Below are 20,294 nucleotides of genomic sequence, written 5' to 3' on the forward strand. Positions count from 1 at the left end.
GAATCGGCGCGCGGAAGGACGGGAACAGCCATGTTCGTAATCGCGATTGCCAATCAGAAGGGCGGAGTGGGCAAGACCACGACCGCCATCAACATCGCCACCGCCATGGCCGCGACCGGGTGGCGCACGCTGCTGATCGACCTCGATCCGCAGGGCAACGCCTCGACCGGGCTCGGCGTACGGGCCGAATCGCGCGCGGTTTCGAGCTATGACCTGCTGGTGGATGAAGTGCCGCTCGCCAGCGCGATCGTGCCCAGCAGCATTCCCCGCCTCGATCTCATCCCGGCGACAGTCGATCTGTCGGGTGCCGAGGTCGAGTTGGTCGCCGTCGAGGGCCGGACGCACCGCTTGGACACAGCGCTGGCGAATCACACCGGGCACGACATCTGCTTCATCGATTGCCCGCCCTCGCTCGGCCTGCTCACGCTCAATGCCTTGTGCGCCGCTGATACGCTGCTGGTGCCGCTGCAATGCGAGTTTTTCGCGCTGGAGGGGCTGAGCCAGCTGCTTCAGACTGTCGATCAGATCCAGCAGCGCTTCAATCCCGATCTCGGCATCATCGGCGTGGCGTTGACGATGTATGACCGCCGCAATCGCCTGACCGATCAGGTGTCCGATGATGTGCGCGATTGCCTCGGCAAGCTGGTGTTCGAGACCGTGATCCCGCGCAACGTGCGCCTCTCCGAAGCGCCGAGCCACGGGCTTCCCGCGCTGATCTATGACCAGCATTGCACCGGCAGCCGCGCCTATATGGCTCTGGCGCGCGAATTGATCGGGCGATTTCCCGCAGAAAGACAAGCCGCATGAGTGAGAATGTGACGCAACCCGCTGATTCGCCCGTGACCTCGCGCGGCGAAGACAAGCCGCGGCGTTTGGGCCGGGGCCTGGGCGCCTTGCTCGGTGAGACTCGGCGCGAGGAACCCCTGGTGCGACGCGAGGATGCTTCGGTGGATGCGCCGCAAGTGATCGGCTCGCCGCTTCGCAATCTCGCGCTGGCGTCGATCAAGCCGTTGCCGGGCAACCCGCGTAAGCATTTCGATGAGGCCGCGCTGGACGAGCTTGCCGCCTCGATCGCCACCCGGGGCGTGATCCAGCCGATCATCGTCCGGCCGCACCCGAATGGGGAGGGGTATCAGCTGGTTGCAGGCGAGCGCCGCTGGCGGGCGGCGCAGAAAGCGCGGCTGCATGAGATCCCGGCGCTGGTGCGCAACCTCTCCGAACGCGAGGTCATGGCGCTCGCACTGATCGAGAATTTGCAGCGTGAGGACCTGAACCCGGTCGAGGAAGCGCGGGCCTATCATCGTCTCTCCGAACAGGAGGGCATGATCCAGGTCGACATCGCCAAGATGGTCGAAAAATCGCGCAGCCACGTCGCCAACATGATGCGGCTGATGACGCTGCCCGAGCCGGTGCTGGCCTTCATCGAACAGGGCAAACTGTCAATCGGCCACGCCCGCGCGCTGATCGGGCGGGATGATGCAGTGCAGCTCGCCGAGATCGCCGTGGCCGAGGGGCTATCGGTGCGCGATGTCGAAACCTTGACCCGCAAGCCCGCCAAGCGGCCGGACACGTCAACTCCCGTCCCGCAGCAAGCAGCTGAAAATGCTGATATTCTCGCCGTCCAGCAGCATCTCGAGGAGTTTCTTGGGCTCAGCGTCAAGATCAAGCCCGAGGTTGATCCGCGCAAGGGCACGATCACGATCCGCTACACCACGCTGGATCAGCTCGATCTGGTGTGCCAGCGGCTGACCGGCGGGGAATTCTGATAAAGTGTTCCGCACGCCATCCGGCGTGCGAAGTCCTCGCTCACACGCCTTTCGGGCGCGTCGCAGCAAGCGCGATGCCCGACTCGTCGAGCGTCAATCAGGCATGAAAAAGCCCCGCAAGATCGCCTCATCTTGCGGGGCTTTCACTTTGTCCCCCGGGGAGGGGGCAAAAGAGAATCAGCGATTCTTGATCATCTTGGGCGAAGGGCGCGGGGTCGGAATTTCGCGCACGGCACCGGGGACGGTGTAGGTCTCGTAACGCTCGGTCTCGCGCACCACCACCTGCTGCTGCACTTCGGTCCGCACCGGCACCATCACCATCTGCGGCGGGGGGGCGTAGGTGTAGCCGTAGGAATAGCCGGCCGGGTAGCCATAGCCATAGGAATAGCTCTGCGCCGGGTAGGCGATGGCGCGGCTGGCGATGCGCGGGCCGGGGGCACCATACTGCGACAGGTAGCTGTCGAGCGCGGCTTCGCAGTCGTAGCGGTCCTCGTCGTCATCCCCGTCGAAGATGCTGCCCAGCAATCCGCCGATCAGCCCACCACCGCCAACACCGAGGACGGTGCCGAGCACGCGGTCACCCGCGCCAGCGATCTCGTAACCGGCAAAGCCGCCGGCGATCGCGCCCAGCAGGCCGCCGATGATCAGGCCGGTGTCATCCTTGCCCTGGCCCTTGGTGCGGCGGCGGCACTCGTCGATCCACTGCTGCCGCTCGAACACCACCGGAGCGGGCGCATAGGCCATCGGCGGTGCATAGCCGTGGTGCTGCACAGGCGCATAGCCCTGATGCGGCATGGCAGGGCGCGGCGGCGGCCCGTCGATCCGCCGGGTGCGGGTGACGGTCTCGACCCCGTTCACGTTCGTCACAGTCTCTTCAGCCTGCATCGCCACCGGCGCGGTGCGATATTCGCTCGGGATCGAGCGCATCTCGGCTTCGCTCATCGGCGAAAGCGGCGGAAGATCGGCATAATTCTGCGCCTGCACCGCCCCCGGAACGGCAAGGGCCAGAGCGGCGAGCGAAACAGTCGGCGAAAGCTTGAACATGGGCAATTTCCCCCTGAATCAGCCGGATTGGACTGATGGTTAGCGAAAGCTTACCACCGACTCTGCCGCGTGCCCAAGCGATGCTGTCGGCGCTGTCCCGTTTCGGGAAAGTCGCCGGGGGGAGGGGCTCAGATCCGGTCAGCGAGCAGGGCCGCCAGGGCCTCGATCCCGGCGGCGTCATCCTCGGAGAAGCGCGCAGGGGACGGACTGTCGAGATCGATCACAGCGATCACCGCACCATCGCGCAGCACTGGGACGACCAGTTCGGACTGGCTGGCGGCGTCGCAGGCAATGTGGCCGGGGAAGGCGTGGACATCGGCGACAAGTTGCGTGGCGCGACTTTGCGCCGCTGCCCCGCATACGCCCCGGCCGAAGGGGATGCGGATACAGGCGGGGCGCCCCACGAAGGGCCCGAGCACCAGCTCGTCCGCGCCGCCGGTCTTCGCCGGAGCGACGCGGTAGAACCCGGCCCAGTTGAGATCGGGCAGAAACTCCCACAACAGCGCCGCGACATTGGCCATGTTGGCGACTGCATCGGGCTCACCCGCTGTCAGCGCTTCGGCGGCGGCCAGCAGCTCGCGGTACAGTTCCTCCGCGGCGAGCGGTGCGGCGGGTTTGAAATCATACATCGCGGTCTGTGGCCTTTCGTCGCATCGCCCCGGCGCTTATCGGTTGCCGCATCGGCGGCCGGGCATTATCCCGCGTCACATGGCTCTTTTTCGCAAAATCGCAATCGCTCTTGTCATCGCAATCGTGGTGACGGGGGTCGCCCTGTTTGTCCTGTCGCGCGGAGATACCGCCGATCTCTCGGTCGAAGAGGTCGCTGGCACCGAACCGGTGTTGCAGGAGGGCGATCCGCAGAACTTCCCGACCGTCCAGATTGCCGAGCCGGTGGGCTGGAAAGCGGGCGAGGCCCCGACCCCGGCCAAGGGGCTGGAGGTGGTCCGCTTTGCCGAAGGGCTCGATCACCCGCGCACGCTCTATGCGCTCCCCAACGGCGATGTGCTGGTCTCGCTGACCCGCGCGCCGGAGAAGAAGAACCGCGACACCGGCGTAATGGCGACCATTCGCGGCTGGATTGAAGGCATCCTGTTTGCCAAGGCGGGGGCGGGCGGCACATCGCCCAACCAGATCGTGCTGCTGCGCGACACCGACGGCAATGGCAGTGCCGAAACCAGGCAGGTGATCCTGACCGAGGGGCTCGATTCCCCATCCGGGCTCGCCTGGAAGGATGGCACGCTCTACGTCGCCAACCACAATGCGGTGCTGGCCTTCCCCTATGCGCTCGGCAGCGACAAGGTCACTGGAGCGCCGCGCAAGCTGATGGACCTGCCGCCGGGCGGCGGGCACTGGATGCGCAATCTCGAACTCTCGCCCAATGGGCAGCTGCTCTATGTCGCGGTGGGATCGGTCAGCAACATCGGCGAGCAGGGCATGAAGGTCGAAGAAGGCCGGGCGATGATCTGGGAATATGATCTCGCTTCGGGCCGCGCGCGCCAGTTCGGCGCGGGGCTGCGCAACCCCAATGGCCTCGATTTCAGCCCCTGGACCGGCGAGCTGTGGACCACGGTGAACGAGCGCGACATGCTGGGATCGGACCTCGTGCCCGACTACCTCACCAATGTGCCGATCGGCGCGCAATATGGCTGGCCCTGGGTCTATTACCGCACCAATATCGACCGCCGGGTCCAAGCACCCATGCCGCGCTTCCTGATGGAATATGTCCGCAAGCCGGAATTCGCGCTCGGCCCGCACGTGGCGGCGTTGGGGCTGGTGTTCTCCAGGGAGGGCGACCGCATGGGGGAAAACTTCGCCAGCGGGGCCTTCATCGCGCGGCACGGATCGTGGAACCGCAAGCCGCCTTCGGGCTATGACGTGGTGTTCGTGGACTTCGACGAACTCGGCAATCCGGTGGGCAAGCCGGTGCCGGTGCTGACCGGGTTCCTGACAGGTGAGGGCACCACCCGTGGCCGTCCGACCTGGGTCGAATGGGCGGGCGATGGGTCGCTGCTGGTGTCTGACGATACCGCCGGGATCATCTGGCGTGTGCATTCACCCTCGGCCACGCCGGCTCCGGCGATCGCGCGGCTGAAGGACGATCCGCTCCCTCCGACCGCGCTGAAGGATCCGCGGGCGGCGTTCGAGGCGGATTACCTGCGCAAGCAGGCGGGGCAGAAGGTCAACTGAGCCGTAAACCGGCGCGCCCTGCCAACTCGGTTGCGAATTGCAGCGCGGTGCGGCCGGAACGGTTGCCGCGCTGGATCGCGAAAGCCATCGCCTCCTCGGCATCGAAGCTGAGGCCGAGCGGCGCGGTGTAGACTGCGAGGATCGCGAGGTAGGTGTCCTTGTCCGCCGGGTGGAAGCCCAGCGTCAGCCCGAAGCGGTCCGCCAGCGCGAGGGCATCGTCGCGCTCATCGCGCTCGTGGATCGCGGCAGAGGTATCCTCCCGCTCGACGATGGCACGGCGGTTTGCCGTCACCACGATGCGGACATGCCCCGGGCGGGGCGCGACGCCGCCGTCGAGCAGGCTGCGCAGCGCCAGCATCTCGGCGCGCCCATCCGCGCCAAAGCCGAGATCGTCGATGAAGAGGAGGAATGCGCGGGATTGCTGTGCCAGCTCGGCGACCAGTGCCGGGAACGTCGGCAGGGCTCCCGGCGCGATCTGAACCAGTGCCAGGGCCTGCGGGTCGCTCGCCTGCACATCGGCCACCGTCGCGCGCACCAGCGCCGATTTGCCCATCCCGCGCGCACCCCACAGCAGCACATCATGCGCCGCCGCACCCTGGGCAAGCCGCTCGCAATTGCTGCGCAGCGCGGCCTTCTGCGCGGCGATCCCCTGCAGCTGGGCGAGCGGGACCGCATCCAGCACCGGCACCGCGCGCGCCGTCTCGCCGTCCCACACATAGGCGGGCGCGGCGCGCCAGTCGGTCGGGGGCGGAGGCGGGGGCGCGAGCCGTTCGAGCGCGGCGGCGATCCGATCCAGAGCGTCGCCGCGCGCCATCTCAGCCCACCAGCGCTGCGCTGGGCAGGGCGTAGAGCAACTCGGCTCCGGCGACCGCGCCTGATTTGAGGCCAGCGGCTTCCGGCACGATCCGGTCGAGGAAGAACCGCACCGTCACCGGCTTGGTCGCCGCGAGTTCGGGCGCAGCCCCCGCCGCCACCGCCTCGGCCTGCTTCATCAGCTGCCATCCGGCAACCGCGACAGCGGCCATGGTGCAGAAGGGCACGCTGCCAGCGAGGCGATCATCAAGGCTCGCCTCATCTCGCATCCAGCGCGCGACATGGGCGCAGTCCATCGCCAGCGCGGTGAGGGCATATTCGGATGCGGCTTCGCGGGCGATGGTCTCGAACAGGGTCACCATCGCCTCACCGCCTTCAAGCCCGAGCTTGCGGGTGACGAGGTCCGCCGCCTGAATGCCGTTGGTGCCTTCGTAAATCGGCGCGATGCGCGAATCGCGCCAATGCTGGGCCGCGCCGGTTTCCTCGACAAAGCCCATCCCGCCGTGAATCTGGATGCCGAGCCCCGCGACCTCGACCCCGATATCGGTGCCCCACGCCTTGATCAGCGGCACGACGATCTCCGCGCGGGCCTTGGCCGACTCATCCCCCAGATTGCCGCGATCAACCTGTCCCGCGCAGTAATAGAGCAGCGCGCGTGCGCCTTCGGTCAGCGCCTTCATGCGCAGGATCATGCGGCGCACATCGGGATGCTCGATGATCGCTACCGGCGCCTTGTCGGGCGAACCGGCGCGGGCCGATTGCACCCGGTCCCGCGCATAGGCGAGGGCCTGCTGCGTCGCCCGCTCACCGATCTGCACACCCTGATTACCGACATTGATCCGCGCGTTGTTCATCATCGTGAACATCGCGGCGAGGCCCTTGTTCTCGTGCCCGACCAGCTCGCCGATACACTCGCCATTGTCGCCATAGCTAATCACGCAGGTGGGCGAGGCATTGATGCCGAGCTTGTGTTCGAGGCTGACGCAGCGGAGATCGTTGTGCGGGCCGAGGCTGCCATCCGCGTTGACATGATACTTCGGCACCACGAACAGCGAGATGCCGCGCGACCCCTCGGGCGCGCCGGGGAGCCGGGCCAGCACCAGATGGATGATGTTCTCGGCCAGATCATGCTCGCCCCAGGTGATGTAGATCTTCTGGCCGGTGATCCGGTACTTGCCCGCATGGGGCCCGTTGACGATCGGTTCGGCGACCGACCGCAGCGCGCCGACATCGCTCCCGGCGGCGGGCTCGGTCAGGTTCATCGTGCCGGACCACTTGCCGCTGACGAGATTGGGCAGATACATCGCCTTCTGGTCGTTGGAGCCATGATGCTCCAGCGCCTCGATCGCACCGACGCTCAGCATCGGCAGCAGAGTGAAGGCCATATTGGCAGCGCCGAGGTTTTCGAGCACGTTGCAGGCCAGTGTGAAGGGCAGGCCCTGCCCGCCATGGTCAACCGGGGACGCGATCGCGTTCCACCCCTGCTCGACATAGGCCTTGTAGGCCGCGTCGAAGCCGTCGGGCAGGCGCACCACGCCGTTTTCCAGCTTGGCCCCTTCCAGATCGCCCTTACGGTTCAGCGGGGCGAATTCGCCCGCCGCAAACTGCCCCACGCCTTCGACGATGGCTTCGATCAGGTCGGGTTCGGCATGGGCGAAGCGTTCGGTCTGAGCGAGCTCGTCGATCCCGGCATTGATGCGGATGGCAAGCAGCTGGTCGGCGGTCGGCGGGGTAAAGGGGGTCACTTCGGGGGCGTCCTTGCGATGGGTAAAGCCCGCGCGCACTTGGCAGGGCGGGGGTTTGAATATAGCGCCGGGGCATGAGCGGCAAGAACGTTACGGAAGTGCGACTGGCAGACGCAGCGGGGATCGCTGAGGCCGCGCGAATCCTCGAATCGGGCGGGCTTGTCGCGGTGCCGACCGAGACGGTTTACGGCCTCGCGGCGCGCGCCGATTCTGCCGAGGCGGTCGCAAAAATCTACGCCGCAAAGGGTCGGCCGGACTTCAACCCGCTGATCGTGCATGTAGCGGGGCTGGAGCAGGCGGAACGCTATGCCGACTTCTCGCCCGAAGCGGTCGCCTTGGCCGCCGCGCATTGGCCCGGCCCCCTGACCCTGGTGGTGCCGCGCCGGGCCGAGGCGGGGTTGGCCGAGGCGGTGACGGCTGGCCTGCCCACGATCGCTCTGCGCGCGCCGGCCCATCCGGTCATGCAGGCCTTGCTGGCGGCGGCGGATTTCCCGCTGGCCGCGCCATCCGCCAATCGCAGCGGCTTCATCAGCCCCACCAGCGCGGATCACGTTCTCGCTTCGCTGGATGGGCGGATCGACCTGGTCCTCGATGGCGGGCCGACTTCGGCAGGGGTGGAGTCGACCATCGTTGCGGTGCGGGCCAATGGGCGGGTGGAGGAACTGCGCCCCGGCCCGCTTGCTATCGGGGAGCAGGGCGAGGGCAAGGCGCTGGAAGCCCCCGGCCAGCTCGCCAGCCACTATGCGCCGGGCAAGCCCGTGCGCCTGAATGCCGCGTGGGCTGAAACGGACGAATTCCTGATCGGCTTCGGCGCTGTCGGCGGTGACTGCACGCTGTCAGCCAGCGGTGATGTCAACGAGGCCGCTGCCCGCCTCTACGCGGCCTTGCACGAAGCCGCCCGCGCCCCGCAGCCGCGCATCGCGGTCGCCCCAGTGCCGGACGAGGGCGTTGGCCGGGCGATCAATGATCGGCTGAGGCGCGCGGCGGCTTAATCGTCGCGGTCAGGCTCCACCGGGACGCCCGGCAGCAGCGCTTTCATCTCTGCCCGGATGGCCTGTGCCTTCTCGCAAGCCGCGTCATTTCCGTCAGCGCAGCGGTCCATCTGCTTGTCGAGATCGCGCTCCAGCTCGCCCAACCGTTCCTCGCGCTTGCGGATTTCGCGACCGCGCTTCTCGTCGGCTTCGGATTGGCTGGTGGTAGCCAGATCGACACCCCTGCTCACTGCCTTGACCGGCAACGTGACGACATTCACCGCCGCACGCGCAAGACAGCCCTGCAAGGCGAGCGAAGCGAGGCCAAGGGCCGCAAGTCGGAGGATGTGCATGGCCGCAGAGTGTCGCGCGGCCAAGGCTATAAGGCAATGCTATTCTGCGGGTTTTGCGGCGACCGGAGCTGCGGGTGCTTCGGGTGCTGTCGGCGGCTGCGGGGCCGAGGCTCCGGCACCCTCGGAGCAGGTCAGCGTGCCCGAGCCGAATTCGTTGACGGTGCACTTGGCCTTGCCGGTAACGGTGACGTCACCCGCGCCCGCGATGTTCGCGGTCACTTCCCCGTCCGAGGCAAAGGCGACATCGCCCGCGCCGCCAATCGAGACTTCGGCCGTGTCGGCTTTCAGGCCCGCCAGTTCCACTTCGCCGCTTCCGCCGATGTTGATGGTCAGGCTCTTGACTGTCCCCGCGCCGCGGATGGTGCCCGAGCCGCCGATATTGATCCCGAGGTTCTGGGCCGCCACGGTACCGAACTCGACCAGACCCGAACCGCCGATTGTGACTTCGGCCTCGCTGGCGAGGGTGGGGGCCTTGATCGTGCCAGCGCCGGCGATCACGACCTCTTCGGGAGCGGGCATAGTGATGCGGATGATGGCGTTGGTCTCACCGCTCCAGCCTTCTTCGCGGGTGATGCCGATGGTCCGTTCGTCCCGGACAAAGCGCAGGCTTTCGGTGTTGCCGCCTTCGACCTTGATCGAGAACTGATCGCCCTCGGTGAGAATCACCGTATCGCCCGAGGCCAGCACCACTTCGGACGGCGGTGTGCCAGTGAGGACGACATCGGCAAGCGGCACGCCCTTCTGACCATTGATTTCCATCTCCGCCCCTTCGCACCCGCCCAGCGCAATCGCGGCGGTGAGCAAAGCGGCGGCGGCGATGTGGCGGCCGGTGAATTGGGTCATGACGTGTCTCTCCCGAAGTGCTCTAGCGTATTGCTGATATAATACACCCCGACGCGTGACACAAGACTGCGCACCGCACAAACAAAAAGGGCCGCCCCGCAGGGCAGCCCTTGATGTCGCTCACGGCGGAAAAAGCCTCAGGCTTCTTCGGCGGTATCGTAATATTGCGGCGCGTGTTCACGCAGCACGTCGAGAATCTTGCCGAGCGCGGTGGGCTCGTCGGTCTCTTCCATCGCCGCCAATTCGCGGGCGAGGCGGCTGGAGGCCGCTTCGAAGATCTGGCGTTCCGAATAGCTCTGTTCCGGCTGGTCTTCGGGGCGGAACAGATCGCGGGTCACTTCGGCAATCGACACGAGGTCGCCCGAATTGATCTTCGCTTCATATTCCTGCGCGCGGCGCGACCACATGGTGCGCTTGACCTTGGGCTTGCCCTTGAGGGTTTCCATCGCCTGCCGCAACGTCTTGTCCGACGACAGCTTACGCATCCCGATCGCTTCGACCTTGCCCACCGGCACGCGCAGGGTCATGCGCTCTTTTTCAAACCGAAGGACGTAGAGTTCGAGCTGCATCCCGGCGATTTCCTCGCGCTGAAGCTCGATCACCCGGCCAACGCCGTGCTTGGGATAAACGACATAATCGCCGACGGTGAATGCGTTCGCGGTGCTTGCCATGCAAGTTCCTTTCAATCGGCCGTCCTGGCAACGAGAGAGCGGACAATCGGCCCAGCGACGCGGGGCTTGACTGAAGGGTGCCTCAGACAAAGCGAGCGCCGGGTGGTAATCATCCGGTTGGGGGGTTGCTGGTGTCGGGCCTTCCTGGTTTTCACGCCTGCGCGGGCACGGCCCTGCGCGGTTGGCGTATTATATAGCACGTCTGCAACAAAATTGCGAGTCGGCGTTTGCGAAAGCGGGCCGAACTATACAAACCGCGCGAAAAGCGGCTGAAAATCAGTCACCATCACCCGGTTCGGCGCTGAAATACTTCTCGAATTTGCCCTTTTCGCCCTTATGCGCGTCGGCATCTTCGGGCGGAGCCTTCTGGCTGGTGATGTTGGGCCACTGGGCCGAGTATTGGGTGTTCAGTTCGAGCCACTTTTCCAGCCCGTCTTCGGTATCCGGGAGAATCGCTTCGGCCGGGCATTCCGGTTCGCACACGCCGCAATCGATGCATTCGCTGGGATTGATCACCAGCATGTTCTCGCCTTCATAGAAGCAATCGACCGGGCACACTTCCACGCAGTCGGTATACTTGCACTTGATGCAGTCTTCAGTGACGACGTAAGTCATTGCGGCTCTTTCAATGGGAATCTTCGGAATTTTCCGGCGGGGCATCCGCCGTGAGCGTTGACGCTGCTATTGTCATTTGCCCTTTACGGTCAAGCCCGTCAGAATCAACCTCCCGATAATAGGAAGCCGCCTGCGCCGGAGAACCGCGTCGTTCGGGCAGGGCCAGCAACTCGATCACCCGCACGGTGCCGCCTACGGCCAGCGTCAGCACATCCCCAATACGCGCCTGTTCGGCACAGCGCAGCACATGCTTCCTGTTGCGGCGCAAAGCGTGGGTATCGATCAGGCTTTGCGCGGCCGAACGGGTGCGGGCGAAGCGGAGATAGACCAGCAGGCGGTCGATGCGGATCGACTCTCCCACCCCGCCGCCCTTCATCCCTTGAGCAGGTCCGCCAGCTTGTCGAAGGCACCGCCAGCGCGGGCCGGGCCCGTGTCGACCGGGGGCCTTGCGGGGGCCTGCGCCGGGCGAGGCGGCCGCTTGCCGCCGTCACGCGCGGGCTGCGCGCCATCGCGACCGGGCCGAGCCGCAGCGGGCTTGCCCTTGCCGCGCGGAGGGCGCTGATCCTTGCGCTGGTCGGTCCGTTCGGGGCGGCGGTCAGGACGCCGTTCGTCCTTTTCACGCCCGGAATCTTGAGGCCGACGCGGGCGCCAGTGCCAGCGGTCGGGTGCGGGCGGGCCGAACGCGCCGTCGGCCAGGGGCCGCGCCCGGTCGCAGCGGAACCCGGCGCTGCCGAGCAGGCGGCGCGCGTTCTCGGCCTCCAGCCCGACTGACACCGCCAGCGCCATGTCGAGCCGGAAGGCGCGGTTGCGTTCCTTGGGGTGGGCCGCCGTGGCCACCGCGCGTCCGTCAAACGCGGCGCGCAGGATTTTCTCGGCCAGATCCACCCGGATCGCCTGCGACCCGGCATAGCGATAGCCGGCCGGCAGCCGCCCCTTGGCCCAGCTCCCTTCGGCGAGCACCGGCAGCATCGCGTCCTGCACCGGGCGCAGATCGAGGCCGAGCGCGTGCAGCAAGCGGCGCGGCGCGGGCTTGAGCAAGGGCGCGGCGAAAATGTCGAGCGCGCCGAACGTCACGCCCAGTTTGCGCAGGTAGGGGCGCATGTCCTTGGGGAGGTGTTCCAGCCCGGCATCCTCGCGGCTGATGACGCCGCGCGCTTCGATCAGGGTGATGACCAGCGCACGCGCCTGCGATCCGGCTGCGGGATCGCGCGCGGCTTCGGCCAGTTTGCGCAGGGGCTCCAGCGGTTCGAGCTGCTTGTCCAGCCATTCGGCCAGTCCCGCTTCCAATCTGGCCCGAGCCCCTTCGGGCACCAGCACCAGATCGCGGGTGAGCGTCAGCTTCGGCGTGCCGAAATTGCCCGCGCCCGGCTGACCGGGGAAGGTGATGTCGGCAAGCGCACGGTCTTGCCAGCGGATTGCCCCGCCGGAGATGACCAGCTCGCCCAGACCCTGTGTCAGCAGCCAGTCGGCCCGGTCCGCCAGCAGCGCGGGCAAGGCCTTCTCACCCGCCGCCAGCAGCATCCGCCGATCAGCAACGCCTGCGCTCGGATCGACATGGAAGCGGAAGCCTTCAAGCCGCCCGATGCTCATTCCCTCCACGGTCAGGTGGCCATCGGGTTCGAGCGTGACGGGCAGCGCACTCGCATCCTGCCCCAGCGATTTCATCAAGAGAGTCGTCCTTCGGTTCACGAAACGCTCGGTCAGCCGCGCGTGCAGCGCATCCGAGAGCTTCGCCTCGACCGCGCGCGCCCGCGCAGCCATTTCGTCGCGCGCCAGCACCCAATCGGGGCGCTGGCAGATGTAGGCCCAGCTGCGAATCGCCGCAATCCGGCCTTGCAGCGTGTCGATGTCGCCCTGCATCCGGTCAAGCTCGGCGATGCGCGCGGCGACGAAATCCGCGCCGAGATACCCTTCGCGCAAGTCGTCCCACAGGCGGGCGACAAAGCGGGCGTGCTGTTCGACCCCGAGATTGCGGAAATCGGGGAGCGAGCAGGCCTCCCAGAATCGCCGCACGCTCCCGGCCCCGCGCACGGAACGGCCGACGTCATCCTCGGCCAGACGGCGCAGCACCGCCATGTCGATCGCTTCGGGCGCGGCTTTCAAGGCGGCATGGCTGGGCCGCGCTTCGAGATCGGCGATCAGCGCGGCCAGCGAATCGAACCGCGGATCGGCATCGCGCCAGAACAGGTGGGTGAGCGGAGCGAATTTGTGCTCCTCGATGGCGTAGACTTCCTCATCGGTGAAGGCGAGCGGCTCGCCATCGCCCTTCCCGGTGCCTGACAGCGTCCCGAAGGTGCCATCGCGCTGGTGCCGCCCGGCGCGCCCGGCGATCTGCGCCATTTCCGACGGTGTGAGGCGGCGCTTTCGCCGCCCATCGTACTTTGACAGCGCTGCGAAGGCGACGTGGTCGAGATCGAGGTTCAGTCCCATGCCGATCGCGTCGGTGGCGACGATGTAATCGACCTCGCCCGCCTGGAACATCGCGACCTGCTTGTTGCGGGTCTCAGGCGAGAGCGCGCCCATCACCACCGCCGCGCCGCCGCGGAACCGCCGCAAAGCCTCGGCCATGGCGTAAACCTGCTCGACGCTGAAGGCGACCACGGCCGACCGCTTGGGTAGGCGCGACAGCTTGCACACGCCGGCATGGCTGAGGGTCGAGAAACGCGGACGGCTGGTGATGTCCGCCTTGGGGATCAGCGCCTTGACCATCGGCTCCAGCGTCGCAGAGCCGAGGATCATCGTCTCCTCCCGCCCGCGCGCATGCAGCAGCCGGTCGGTGAAGATATGCCCGCGTTCGGGATCGGCGCCCAGCTGCGCCTCGTCCAGCGCGACGAAGGCGTGCTGTCCGGCGGTGCGCGGCATGGCTTCGGCCGTGCAGAGGAAATAGCGGGCGTCGGGCGGTTCGATCCGCTCCTCGCCGGTGATGAGCGCGACCTGCTTGTCACCCTTGATCGCCCGCACCCGGTCATAGACCTCGCGCGCCAGCAGGCGCAGCGGGAAGCCCATCATGCCGGAGGAATGGCCGCACATCCGCTCGATCGCCAGGTGCGTCTTGCCGGTGTTGGTCGGCCCCAGCACCGCGCGCACACGCGCGTCAGCGGCGTTCTCACGCGAAGAGCCGAGGCTGGCAAGCTGGCGGGCAGACGGGGGAGCTGGCACGGTGCACCGGGTTCTGTCAGGCTTGCACCATGGGGGCAAGGCCGCCCGTCCACCGGGGCTGCGCATAAGGGAAACGTCCGGGCGCGCGGGCGATGCAATTGGCCGCTGGTTAACCGTGCATTTACTATGATCGGGCAAAGAAATGCGACATGGCACGCGCGGCCGTCGGACGAGACGTCCTCACGGGTGCAGCCATCGGGGCAGAAATGTTGGATCATGCGCGGAAATTGATGGATGAGCCCGAGGCTCATGACGCGCCTGACAGTGCGGCCGACCCGCGCGTGATTGCTCCCGTGCCGCGCGACCAGATCCACGCACCCAACGTGGCCGAACTGCTGCCCAATCAGGGCAATTCCGCGCGGCCCGCTCCGCCCACCAGGACGCAGAACGCCAAGGATCAGACTGCCGCATGGCTGCGTGAGTTTGGCAAGCGGCATGCGTCATGGCGTCATGCCGCCTCGGATTGGTTCGCCCGGCTCGACCTGGCCCCCGATCTGGCCGAGGATATCGGCAGCCGCCGCTGGCTGCGCGGGCTGGGGACGATGGTGGGTCTTGGCGCGGTGGCGCTGGCGTTCTGGCCCGATTTCACGCCGCTCGAAGCGCGCCCCGCCATGCCCCAAAGCGCGGATGTCGCCAGCGAGATGCGCAGCCAGATGATCCTGCCACTGGCGCTGGGCGCCGATAGTGGCCGCCGGATGGGGCCGACCGCAGCGGTGATCCCGCTCAAGAGTGCACCCGAACGCCCGCAGATCCAGCTGGTGGTGACACTGGCGCCGGGCGACAGTTTCGCCTCGATGTTGCGCCGCGCCGGTGTCGCCGCGGGCGACATCGACCGCGCGGCCGCGCTGGTGGGGCAAGCCGTGGCCGTGGGCGATATTGCGCCCGGCACGCAGATGGATGTGCTGCTTGGCCGCCGCCCGGCTCCGGGTGCGCCGCGCCCGCTCGACAGCCTGGCGTTCCGCGCCCGCTTTGATCTGGAGCTTGAATTGACCCGCCCCGGCGTTGGCACGATTGCGGAGGATGGCACGCCGGTCGTCCCCTCCGGCCCGCTGGCGCTCAAGCGCAACATCATCCGCGTCGATGAAACGCCGCTGCGGGTACGCGGCGTGGTCGGCAGCAGTCTCTACCGCTCGATGCGGCAGGCGGGCGTTCCGGCCAGCGCGGTGCAGGAATATCTCAAGGCGCTCGACGCGCAGATCGACATGGACCGCGAGGTCAAATCGGCCGACGAATTCGACATCATCATCGCCTATCGCCGTGCGGCGACGGGTGAACGGCAGGCGGGGCAGTTGCTCTATGCCGGGATCGACCGCGGCGGCCGTCCGCGCACGCAGTTGATGCGTTGGGGGAGCGAGGGGCGGTTCTACGAAGCCTCGGGCGTGGGAGAGCAACGGCGCGGGCTGCTGGCCCCGGTGCCGGGCGCGATCACCTCGAACTTCGGCCTGCGCCGCCACCCGATCCTCGGCTACACCCGGATGCACGCCGGGATCGACTTCAAGGCGCGTTACGGCACGCCGATCGTGGCGGTTTCGGATGGCCGCGTCAGCGCCGCCGGCCGCGCGGGCGGCTGCGGCATCGCAGTGCGGCTGGAGCATGGCGGCGGTCTGGCAACCCGCTATTGCCACATGAGTCAGATGGCGGTCCGTTCCGGCCAGCAGGTGCGGCGCGGGCAGGTGATCGGCTATGTCGGCTCGACCGGCCTGTCGACCGGCGCGCACCTCCATTACGAAATGTATCGCGGCGGGCGAGCGATCAATCCGGCGAGCGTGCAATTCGTCAGCCGCGCCGAGCTTTCGGGCACCGAACTGGCCGATTTCCGTCGCCAGCTGGCCCGCCTGAAGGAGATCAGCGTGGGTGAAGCGCTCAAGGATCTCGCCCCGCTGCCGAACGAGGTGAAGCAGCCGGGGCGCGAGATCGAGAAGGTCGAAACTGCGCGCGCGGCCAAGCCTGCCACCACGCCGTAACGAGCACTTGTCGAGCGTGCGCGATTGGGCGTAAGCCTGCCCGCATGACCGGACATTACCCCAACACCCGCCTGCGTCGCACCCGTGCCACCGGCTGGAGCCGCGCGCTCCACCGCGAGACGGTGCTGACCCCTTCCGACCTCATCTGGCCGCTGTTCGTGACCTCGGGCAAGGGCGTGGAAGAGCCGATCGCGACGCTGCCGGGCGTCTCGCGCTGGTCGGTCGACGGGATTGTCGCGCGGGCGAAAGAGGCGGCCGATCTCGGCATTCCGGTGATCGCGCTGTTCCCCAACACCCCGCGCGAATTGCGCAGCGACGACGGGGCCGAGGCGCATAATCCCGACAACCTGATGTGTCAGGCGATCCGCGCGATCAAGGACGCCTGCGGGGACTCGATCGGCGTGCTGACCGACGTCGCGCTCGATCCCTATACCTCCCACGGGCAGGACGGGCTGGTGAATGACGCGGGCTATGTCGTGAATGACGAGACCGTGGCGATGCTGGTCGATCAGGCGGTCAATCAGGCCAACGCAGGCGCCGACATCATCGCGCCCAGCGACATGATGGACGGCCGCATCGGCGCGATCCGCCGGGCGCTGGAGATGAACGGGCACCCGAACGTGCAGATCATGTCCTACGCGGCGAAGTATGCCAGCGCTTTCTACGGCCCGTTCCGCGATGCGGTGGGCAGCGGCGGGCTGCTGAAGGGCGACAAGAAAGCCTACCAGATGGACCCCGCCAACGCCGACGAGGCGATGCGCGAAGTGGCGATGGACATTGCCGAGGGCGCGGACAGCGTGATGGTGAAACCGGGGCTCGCCTATCTCGACATCATCTACCGGGTGAAGCAGCGCTTCGACGTGCCGGTGTTCGCCTATCAGGTCTCCGGCGAATACGCGATGATCGAGGCCGCGCAGGCCGCCGGGATCGGGGATCGCGATGCGCTGGTGCTGGAAAAGCTGATCGCCTTCAAGCGCGCCGGGTGCAACGGGGTGCTGACCTATCACGCCGCCCATGTCGCCCGCCTGTTGAATGGCTGACGACATACTGGCGAGCGAGCGGCTGATCCTGCGCCCGCCCGTGGCAGAGGATCTGCCGTGGGTGCTCGAACACATGAACACCGAGAGCGTGATGCGCCATCTCGCCGGGGTGCGCGCGCCCGAGGCGGTAGCCGAGAGCCTGGCCGATGATATCGCTGCCTTCCACAGCGGCGGGCATCAGCGTTGGACGGTGTGGCTGCGTGACAGCGGGACACGGGTGGGTCGCTGCGGCTTGTTCCACCTGCGCTCCCCTGCCGCGCCCGAGGCGTTGCAAGGCCAGCGCGAGATCGGCTGGACGTTCGCGCAAGCCCATTGGGGCCACGGCTATGCGACCGAGGCGGCGCGGGCGGTTATTGCCTATGCTTTCACTACGCTGGCTTTGCCGGTGCTCTATTCGCAGACCAGTGATTCGAATGGGAGTTCGACCCGGATGATGCAGCGCCTCGGCTTCACCGCGCGGCCTGAGCTGGGCTACCACGATCCCGACTACCCGCCGGAAGACAATCCCACCACCGTATGGTCGATGGACGCCCCCGCATGACCGCATTCCGCCACGAAACCACCCGCCTGATCTTGCGCGATTGGCGCGCGGAGGATTGGTCCGTGTTCTGGGAGGCGACCAACACGCCCGCCGTCATGCGCTGGCTCGGCGGGGTGCAGGACGCAGCGGCGCGCGCGGCCGGGGAGGCGCGGATCGAAAGCTATCGCGCGGAGCACGGCCACACCTTTTGGGTGGTCGAACGCAAGGCAGACAGCGCGCTGCTCGGCTTCTGCGGGTTGAAGCGCTCGAATCAACCGGGGGGACCGCAGGGCATGATGGAGGTCGGCTGGCGCTTGCGCGAGGATGCCTGGGGGAAGGGCTATGCCAAGGAGGCTGCCACGGCTTCGCTCGCGCTGGCCTTCGATCATTTCGGCGCGGATGAGGTGATTGCACTGACGGTTCAGGGCAATACCGGCAGCTGGGGCTTGATGCGGCGGCTCGGGATGGGGCGGCGCGCTGATCTTGATTTCGACAGCACCGACTTCGGCTCCGAAGATCCGCGCATCATCGCCTATGGCATCACCCGCGACCAATGGCGCGCGGCGGCATGACGGCAATCGTGCTGACGACCGAACGATTGGTGCTGCGCCAGATCGGCGAGGATGATCTCGATGCGCACATGGCGCTGCTCAACACGCCCGCGGTAATGCGGCACCTTGGCGGGGTGCAGCCGCGTGCGGTGATCGCAGCGAAGCACGCCGCGTCCCGCGCCAGCTTTGCCGCCGAGGGCTTCGGCTTCATGCTGGCCGAGGAACGCGCAACCGGAGACATCGTCGCCCATTGCGGGCTGCGCCGGATCGCCCATCCGCTCGCCCCCAATCCCACCGATCACGAAATCGGCTGGGTGGTGCGCGAGGACCGCTGGCGCATGGGCTATGCGCATGAGGCGATGCGCGCAGTGATGGACTGGGGCTTCGCGGTGCACGCCGTGCCGCACCTCGTCGCTGTCACGTGCGAGGCCAATATCGGCAGTTGGCGGCTCATGGCCAAACTCGGCATGACGCGGCGGCCCGCGCTTGATTTTGACGATCCGGCGCTGGAGCCGCATGAACGTCCGTTGATCCAATATGCCATCACCCGCGCAGAATGGGAAAGCCAGCAATGACACACCGACCCGGCGTCAATATCATCCCGATCCACGGCAAGACGCCGGTGATCCACGACACCGCCTTCATCGCCCCCGGCTGCACCATCATCGGTGATGTCGAAATCGGCGCGGGCTCCTCGATCTGGTACAATTGCGTGCTGCGCGCCGACGTGTTCTCGATCCGCATCGGGGAGCGGACCAATGTTCAGGACGGGAGTGTGCTGCACTGCGACCCGCCGCGTCCGGGCGATCCCGATGGCTCACCGCTGGTGATCGGCGATGATGTGCTGATCGGCCATATGGCGGTGGTCCACGGCTGCACGATCCACGATCGCGGGTTCGTGGGCCTCGGCGCGATTGTGATGAACAAGGCCGTGATCGGGAGTGACGCGATGCTCGGCGCAGGCGCGATGCTGACCGAGCGCAAGGTGATGGGTGAGCGCGAACTGTGGGGCGGGCGTCCGGCGGTGAAGATGCGCGATCTGCCGGAGCCTGCGATTGCCGGGATGCGGATGGGCGTCGCCCATTATGCCGAGAACGCGAAACACCACGCCGAGGCGGTGAAAGCCGCGCTGGGCTGATGGCGCGTCCTCCGGCTCTGATGCCGGATGCCGCAGCGCTGCGGGCGCGGGTCGATGCGCGCGGCCGCCTCGCGCTCAAGGTCACCCCAGGCGCGCGCGAGGAGAGCGTGACCCTCACCCCCGAGGCCGTGCTGGTGAAGGTCCGCGCTCCGGCCGACAAGGGCGCAGCCAATGACGCGGTGATCCAGGTGGTGGCGCGGGCGCTCGGGCTGGCGCCCTCGCGCGTCAGTTTGTTGCGCGGCGTGACTTCGCGGGAGAAGCTGCTGGCGGTGGAGCTTTAGCGCTCGACCGTGAAGGCAAAGCCCCACAGCGCCAGTGCGGCCAGCGCAGCGAGGGCGGCGGCCCAGAGCGGGGCGATCAGGCACAGCGTACCGCCCGCCGCCGCGCCCAGCGCCAGCGCGCTCCACAACAGGCCATAGCCGCGCGTCGAGGCCAGCGGCTCGCCCGCCAGCCTTGCGGCCACACCCTGCCCAAAACGCACCAGCGCGCCGGTCATGTAAGTGACGCCCACGGTGACTTCGCCATCACGCACGAAGACATTATTGGCGAGACCCATCGCCATTGCCGCGAGCCCGAGGAAGGGCACCGGCAGGCCCGCCGCCAGCAACCCCGCGCCTGCGCTCAGCATGATGGCCACGATTCCGAGCAGCACCCGCTTGTGCCGCCCCGCAAAGCGCCGCCCGATCACCGCGCCGCCAATCACGCCCGTCAGAAAGCACGCGATCAATCCCAGCGGCGCCAGCGCCAATGCGGGCCGATCGACCAGCTCCACCCCCATCCGCGTCGTGTTGCCCGACATGAAACTGGTGAAGTAACCCCCAGCAACCACAAACCCCGTCGCATCCACCAGCCCCGCGAGCGCGGCCAGCCCGAGGGCGAGGCGCTGGCGGGCGGGGTCATAGCGGTGCATTATG

22 protein-coding genes are annotated in these 20,294 nt (G+C 67.3%); 11 read left to right on the forward strand and 11 right to left on the reverse strand.

The window, feature by feature from the left end; translation table 11 throughout:
* The first annotated feature begins 30 nt into the window (after window positions 1–30).
* Together ACLBKT_RS14150 and ACLBKT_RS14155 are read left to right on the forward strand one after the other, a co-directional pair.
* Complete coding sequence (locus ACLBKT_RS14150) at window positions 31–807, forward strand: ParA family protein (protein ID WP_410183545.1); 777 nt, start codon at window positions 31–33, stop codon at window positions 805–807.
* On the forward strand, window positions 804–1,766 hold the full coding sequence (locus ACLBKT_RS14155) for a ParB/RepB/Spo0J family partition protein (RefSeq protein WP_410183546.1): 963 nt from the start codon (window positions 804–806) through the stop codon (window positions 1,764–1,766). Before ACLBKT_RS14150 ends, ACLBKT_RS14155 begins: the two co-directional genes overlap by 4 nt.
* 177 nt (window positions 1,767–1,943) lie before the next feature.
* Here the strand turns inward: ACLBKT_RS14155 and ACLBKT_RS14160 are convergent, their stop codons facing one another.
* Together ACLBKT_RS14160 and ACLBKT_RS14165 are read right to left on the reverse strand one after the other, a co-directional pair.
* Window positions 1,944–2,810, reverse strand: coding sequence for a hypothetical protein (locus tag ACLBKT_RS14160; protein ID WP_410183547.1), 867 nt, complete (start codon window positions 2,808–2,810; stop codon window positions 1,944–1,946).
* 128 nt (window positions 2,811–2,938) lie between these two features.
* Window positions 2,939–3,439 carry a GAF domain-containing protein gene (locus ACLBKT_RS14165; RefSeq protein ID WP_410183548.1) on the reverse strand — a complete coding sequence of 167 codons (501 nt, stop codon included), beginning with the start codon at window positions 3,437–3,439 and terminating at the stop codon, window positions 2,939–2,941.
* A 79-nt stretch (window positions 3,440–3,518) separates the two neighbouring features.
* On the opposite strand from ACLBKT_RS14165, the gene ACLBKT_RS14170 reads away from it, so the two are divergent.
* Complete coding sequence (locus ACLBKT_RS14170; RefSeq protein WP_410183549.1) at window positions 3,519–4,997, forward strand: PQQ-dependent sugar dehydrogenase; 1,479 nt, start codon at window positions 3,519–3,521, stop codon at window positions 4,995–4,997.
* On the opposite strand, the gene ACLBKT_RS14175 is transcribed toward ACLBKT_RS14170, so the two are convergent.
* Both ACLBKT_RS14175 and ACLBKT_RS14180 read right to left on the reverse strand, forming a co-directional pair.
* Window positions 4,990–5,811 carry a DUF815 domain-containing protein gene (locus tag ACLBKT_RS14175; RefSeq protein WP_410183550.1) on the reverse strand — a complete coding sequence of 274 codons (822 nt, stop codon included), beginning with the start codon at window positions 5,809–5,811 and terminating at the stop codon, window positions 4,990–4,992. The genes ACLBKT_RS14170 and ACLBKT_RS14175 overlap by 8 nt on opposite strands.
* A gap of 1 nt (window position 5,812) precedes the next feature.
* Window positions 5,813–7,555 carry an acyl-CoA dehydrogenase gene (locus tag ACLBKT_RS14180; RefSeq protein ID WP_410183703.1) on the reverse strand — a complete coding sequence of 581 codons (1,743 nt, stop codon included), beginning with the start codon at window positions 7,553–7,555 and terminating at the stop codon, window positions 5,813–5,815.
* A gap of 74 nt (window positions 7,556–7,629) precedes the next feature.
* Here ACLBKT_RS14180 and ACLBKT_RS14185 point away from each other — a divergent pair, with 74 nt between their 5' ends.
* Window positions 7,630–8,547 carry an L-threonylcarbamoyladenylate synthase gene (locus ACLBKT_RS14185; protein ID WP_410183551.1) on the forward strand — a complete coding sequence of 306 codons (918 nt, stop codon included), beginning with the start codon at window positions 7,630–7,632 and terminating at the stop codon, window positions 8,545–8,547.
* On the opposite strand, the gene ACLBKT_RS14190 is transcribed toward ACLBKT_RS14185, so the two are convergent.
* The 6 genes from ACLBKT_RS14190 to ACLBKT_RS14215 form a co-directional block, all read right to left on the reverse strand.
* On the reverse strand, window positions 8,544–8,879 hold the full coding sequence (locus ACLBKT_RS14190; protein ID WP_410183552.1) for a hypothetical protein: 336 nt from the start codon (window positions 8,877–8,879) through the stop codon (window positions 8,544–8,546). The genes ACLBKT_RS14185 and ACLBKT_RS14190 overlap by 4 nt on opposite strands.
* 39 nt (window positions 8,880–8,918) lie before the next feature.
* Window positions 8,919–9,722 (reverse strand): head GIN domain-containing protein, encoded by an 804-nt coding sequence (locus ACLBKT_RS14195; RefSeq protein ID WP_410183553.1) that lies wholly within the window; start codon window positions 9,720–9,722, stop codon window positions 8,919–8,921.
* 137 nt (window positions 9,723–9,859) lie between these two features.
* Window positions 9,860–10,393 carry a CarD family transcriptional regulator gene (locus ACLBKT_RS14200; RefSeq protein WP_160759785.1) on the reverse strand — a complete coding sequence of 178 codons (534 nt, stop codon included), beginning with the start codon at window positions 10,391–10,393 and terminating at the stop codon, window positions 9,860–9,862.
* A gap of 276 nt (window positions 10,394–10,669) precedes the next feature.
* Window positions 10,670–11,008 carry a ferredoxin FdxA gene (gene fdxA / locus ACLBKT_RS14205; protein WP_101791440.1) on the reverse strand — a complete coding sequence of 113 codons (339 nt, stop codon included), beginning with the start codon at window positions 11,006–11,008 and terminating at the stop codon, window positions 10,670–10,672.
* 10 nt (window positions 11,009–11,018) lie between these two features.
* A complete protein-coding gene (locus tag ACLBKT_RS14210) occupies window positions 11,019–11,384 on the reverse strand; it encodes an RNA-binding S4 domain-containing protein (protein ID WP_410183554.1) in 366 nt (121 codons plus the stop codon).
* Window positions 11,381–14,095: a helicase-related protein gene (locus tag ACLBKT_RS14215; protein WP_410183704.1), complete on the reverse strand. Its 2,715-nt coding sequence runs from the start codon at window positions 14,093–14,095 to the stop codon at window positions 11,381–11,383. The genes ACLBKT_RS14210 and ACLBKT_RS14215 overlap by 4 nt, the downstream gene beginning before the upstream one ends.
* A gap of 221 nt (window positions 14,096–14,316) precedes the next feature.
* Here ACLBKT_RS14215 and ACLBKT_RS14220 point away from each other — a divergent pair, with 221 nt between their 5' ends.
* From ACLBKT_RS14220 to ACLBKT_RS14250, 7 genes are read left to right on the forward strand one after another with little or no spacing between them, the layout of a single operon-like run.
* A complete protein-coding gene (locus ACLBKT_RS14220; RefSeq protein ID WP_410183555.1) occupies window positions 14,317–16,131 on the forward strand; it encodes a M23 family metallopeptidase in 1,815 nt (604 codons plus the stop codon).
* 44 nt (window positions 16,132–16,175) lie between these two features.
* Window positions 16,176–17,171 (forward strand): porphobilinogen synthase, encoded by a 996-nt coding sequence (gene hemB / locus ACLBKT_RS14225; protein ID WP_410183556.1) that lies wholly within the window; start codon window positions 16,176–16,178, stop codon window positions 17,169–17,171.
* Window positions 17,164–17,712, forward strand: a complete 549-nt coding sequence (locus tag ACLBKT_RS14230; RefSeq protein WP_410183557.1) for a GNAT family N-acetyltransferase — start codon at window positions 17,164–17,166, stop codon at window positions 17,710–17,712. Before hemB ends, ACLBKT_RS14230 begins: the two co-directional genes overlap by 8 nt.
* Window positions 17,709–18,263, forward strand: a complete 555-nt coding sequence (locus ACLBKT_RS14235; RefSeq protein WP_410183558.1) for a GNAT family N-acetyltransferase — start codon at window positions 17,709–17,711, stop codon at window positions 18,261–18,263. Before ACLBKT_RS14230 ends, ACLBKT_RS14235 begins: the two co-directional genes overlap by 4 nt.
* Window positions 18,260–18,817 carry a GNAT family N-acetyltransferase gene (locus ACLBKT_RS14240; protein WP_410183559.1) on the forward strand — a complete coding sequence of 186 codons (558 nt, stop codon included), beginning with the start codon at window positions 18,260–18,262 and terminating at the stop codon, window positions 18,815–18,817. Before ACLBKT_RS14235 ends, ACLBKT_RS14240 begins: the two co-directional genes overlap by 4 nt.
* Window positions 18,814–19,380, forward strand: a complete 567-nt coding sequence (locus tag ACLBKT_RS14245; RefSeq protein WP_410183560.1) for a gamma carbonic anhydrase family protein — start codon at window positions 18,814–18,816, stop codon at window positions 19,378–19,380. Before ACLBKT_RS14240 ends, ACLBKT_RS14245 begins: the two co-directional genes overlap by 4 nt.
* Entirely contained in the window at window positions 19,380–19,661 is a 282-nt protein-coding gene (locus ACLBKT_RS14250) for a DUF167 domain-containing protein (RefSeq protein WP_410183561.1), read from the forward strand. The genes ACLBKT_RS14245 and ACLBKT_RS14250 overlap by 1 nt, the downstream gene beginning before the upstream one ends.
* On the opposite strand, the gene ACLBKT_RS14255 is transcribed toward ACLBKT_RS14250, so the two are convergent.
* On the reverse strand, window positions 19,658–20,290 hold the full coding sequence (locus tag ACLBKT_RS14255) for a YoaK family protein (RefSeq protein WP_410183562.1): 633 nt from the start codon (window positions 20,288–20,290) through the stop codon (window positions 19,658–19,660). The genes ACLBKT_RS14250 and ACLBKT_RS14255 overlap by 4 nt on opposite strands.
* Window positions 20,291–20,294 lie beyond the last annotated feature (4 nt).

The sequence above is a fragment of the Erythrobacter sp. W302b genome, assembly GCF_046452395.1.
Taxonomy (GTDB): Bacteria; Pseudomonadota; Alphaproteobacteria; order Sphingomonadales; family Sphingomonadaceae; genus Erythrobacter.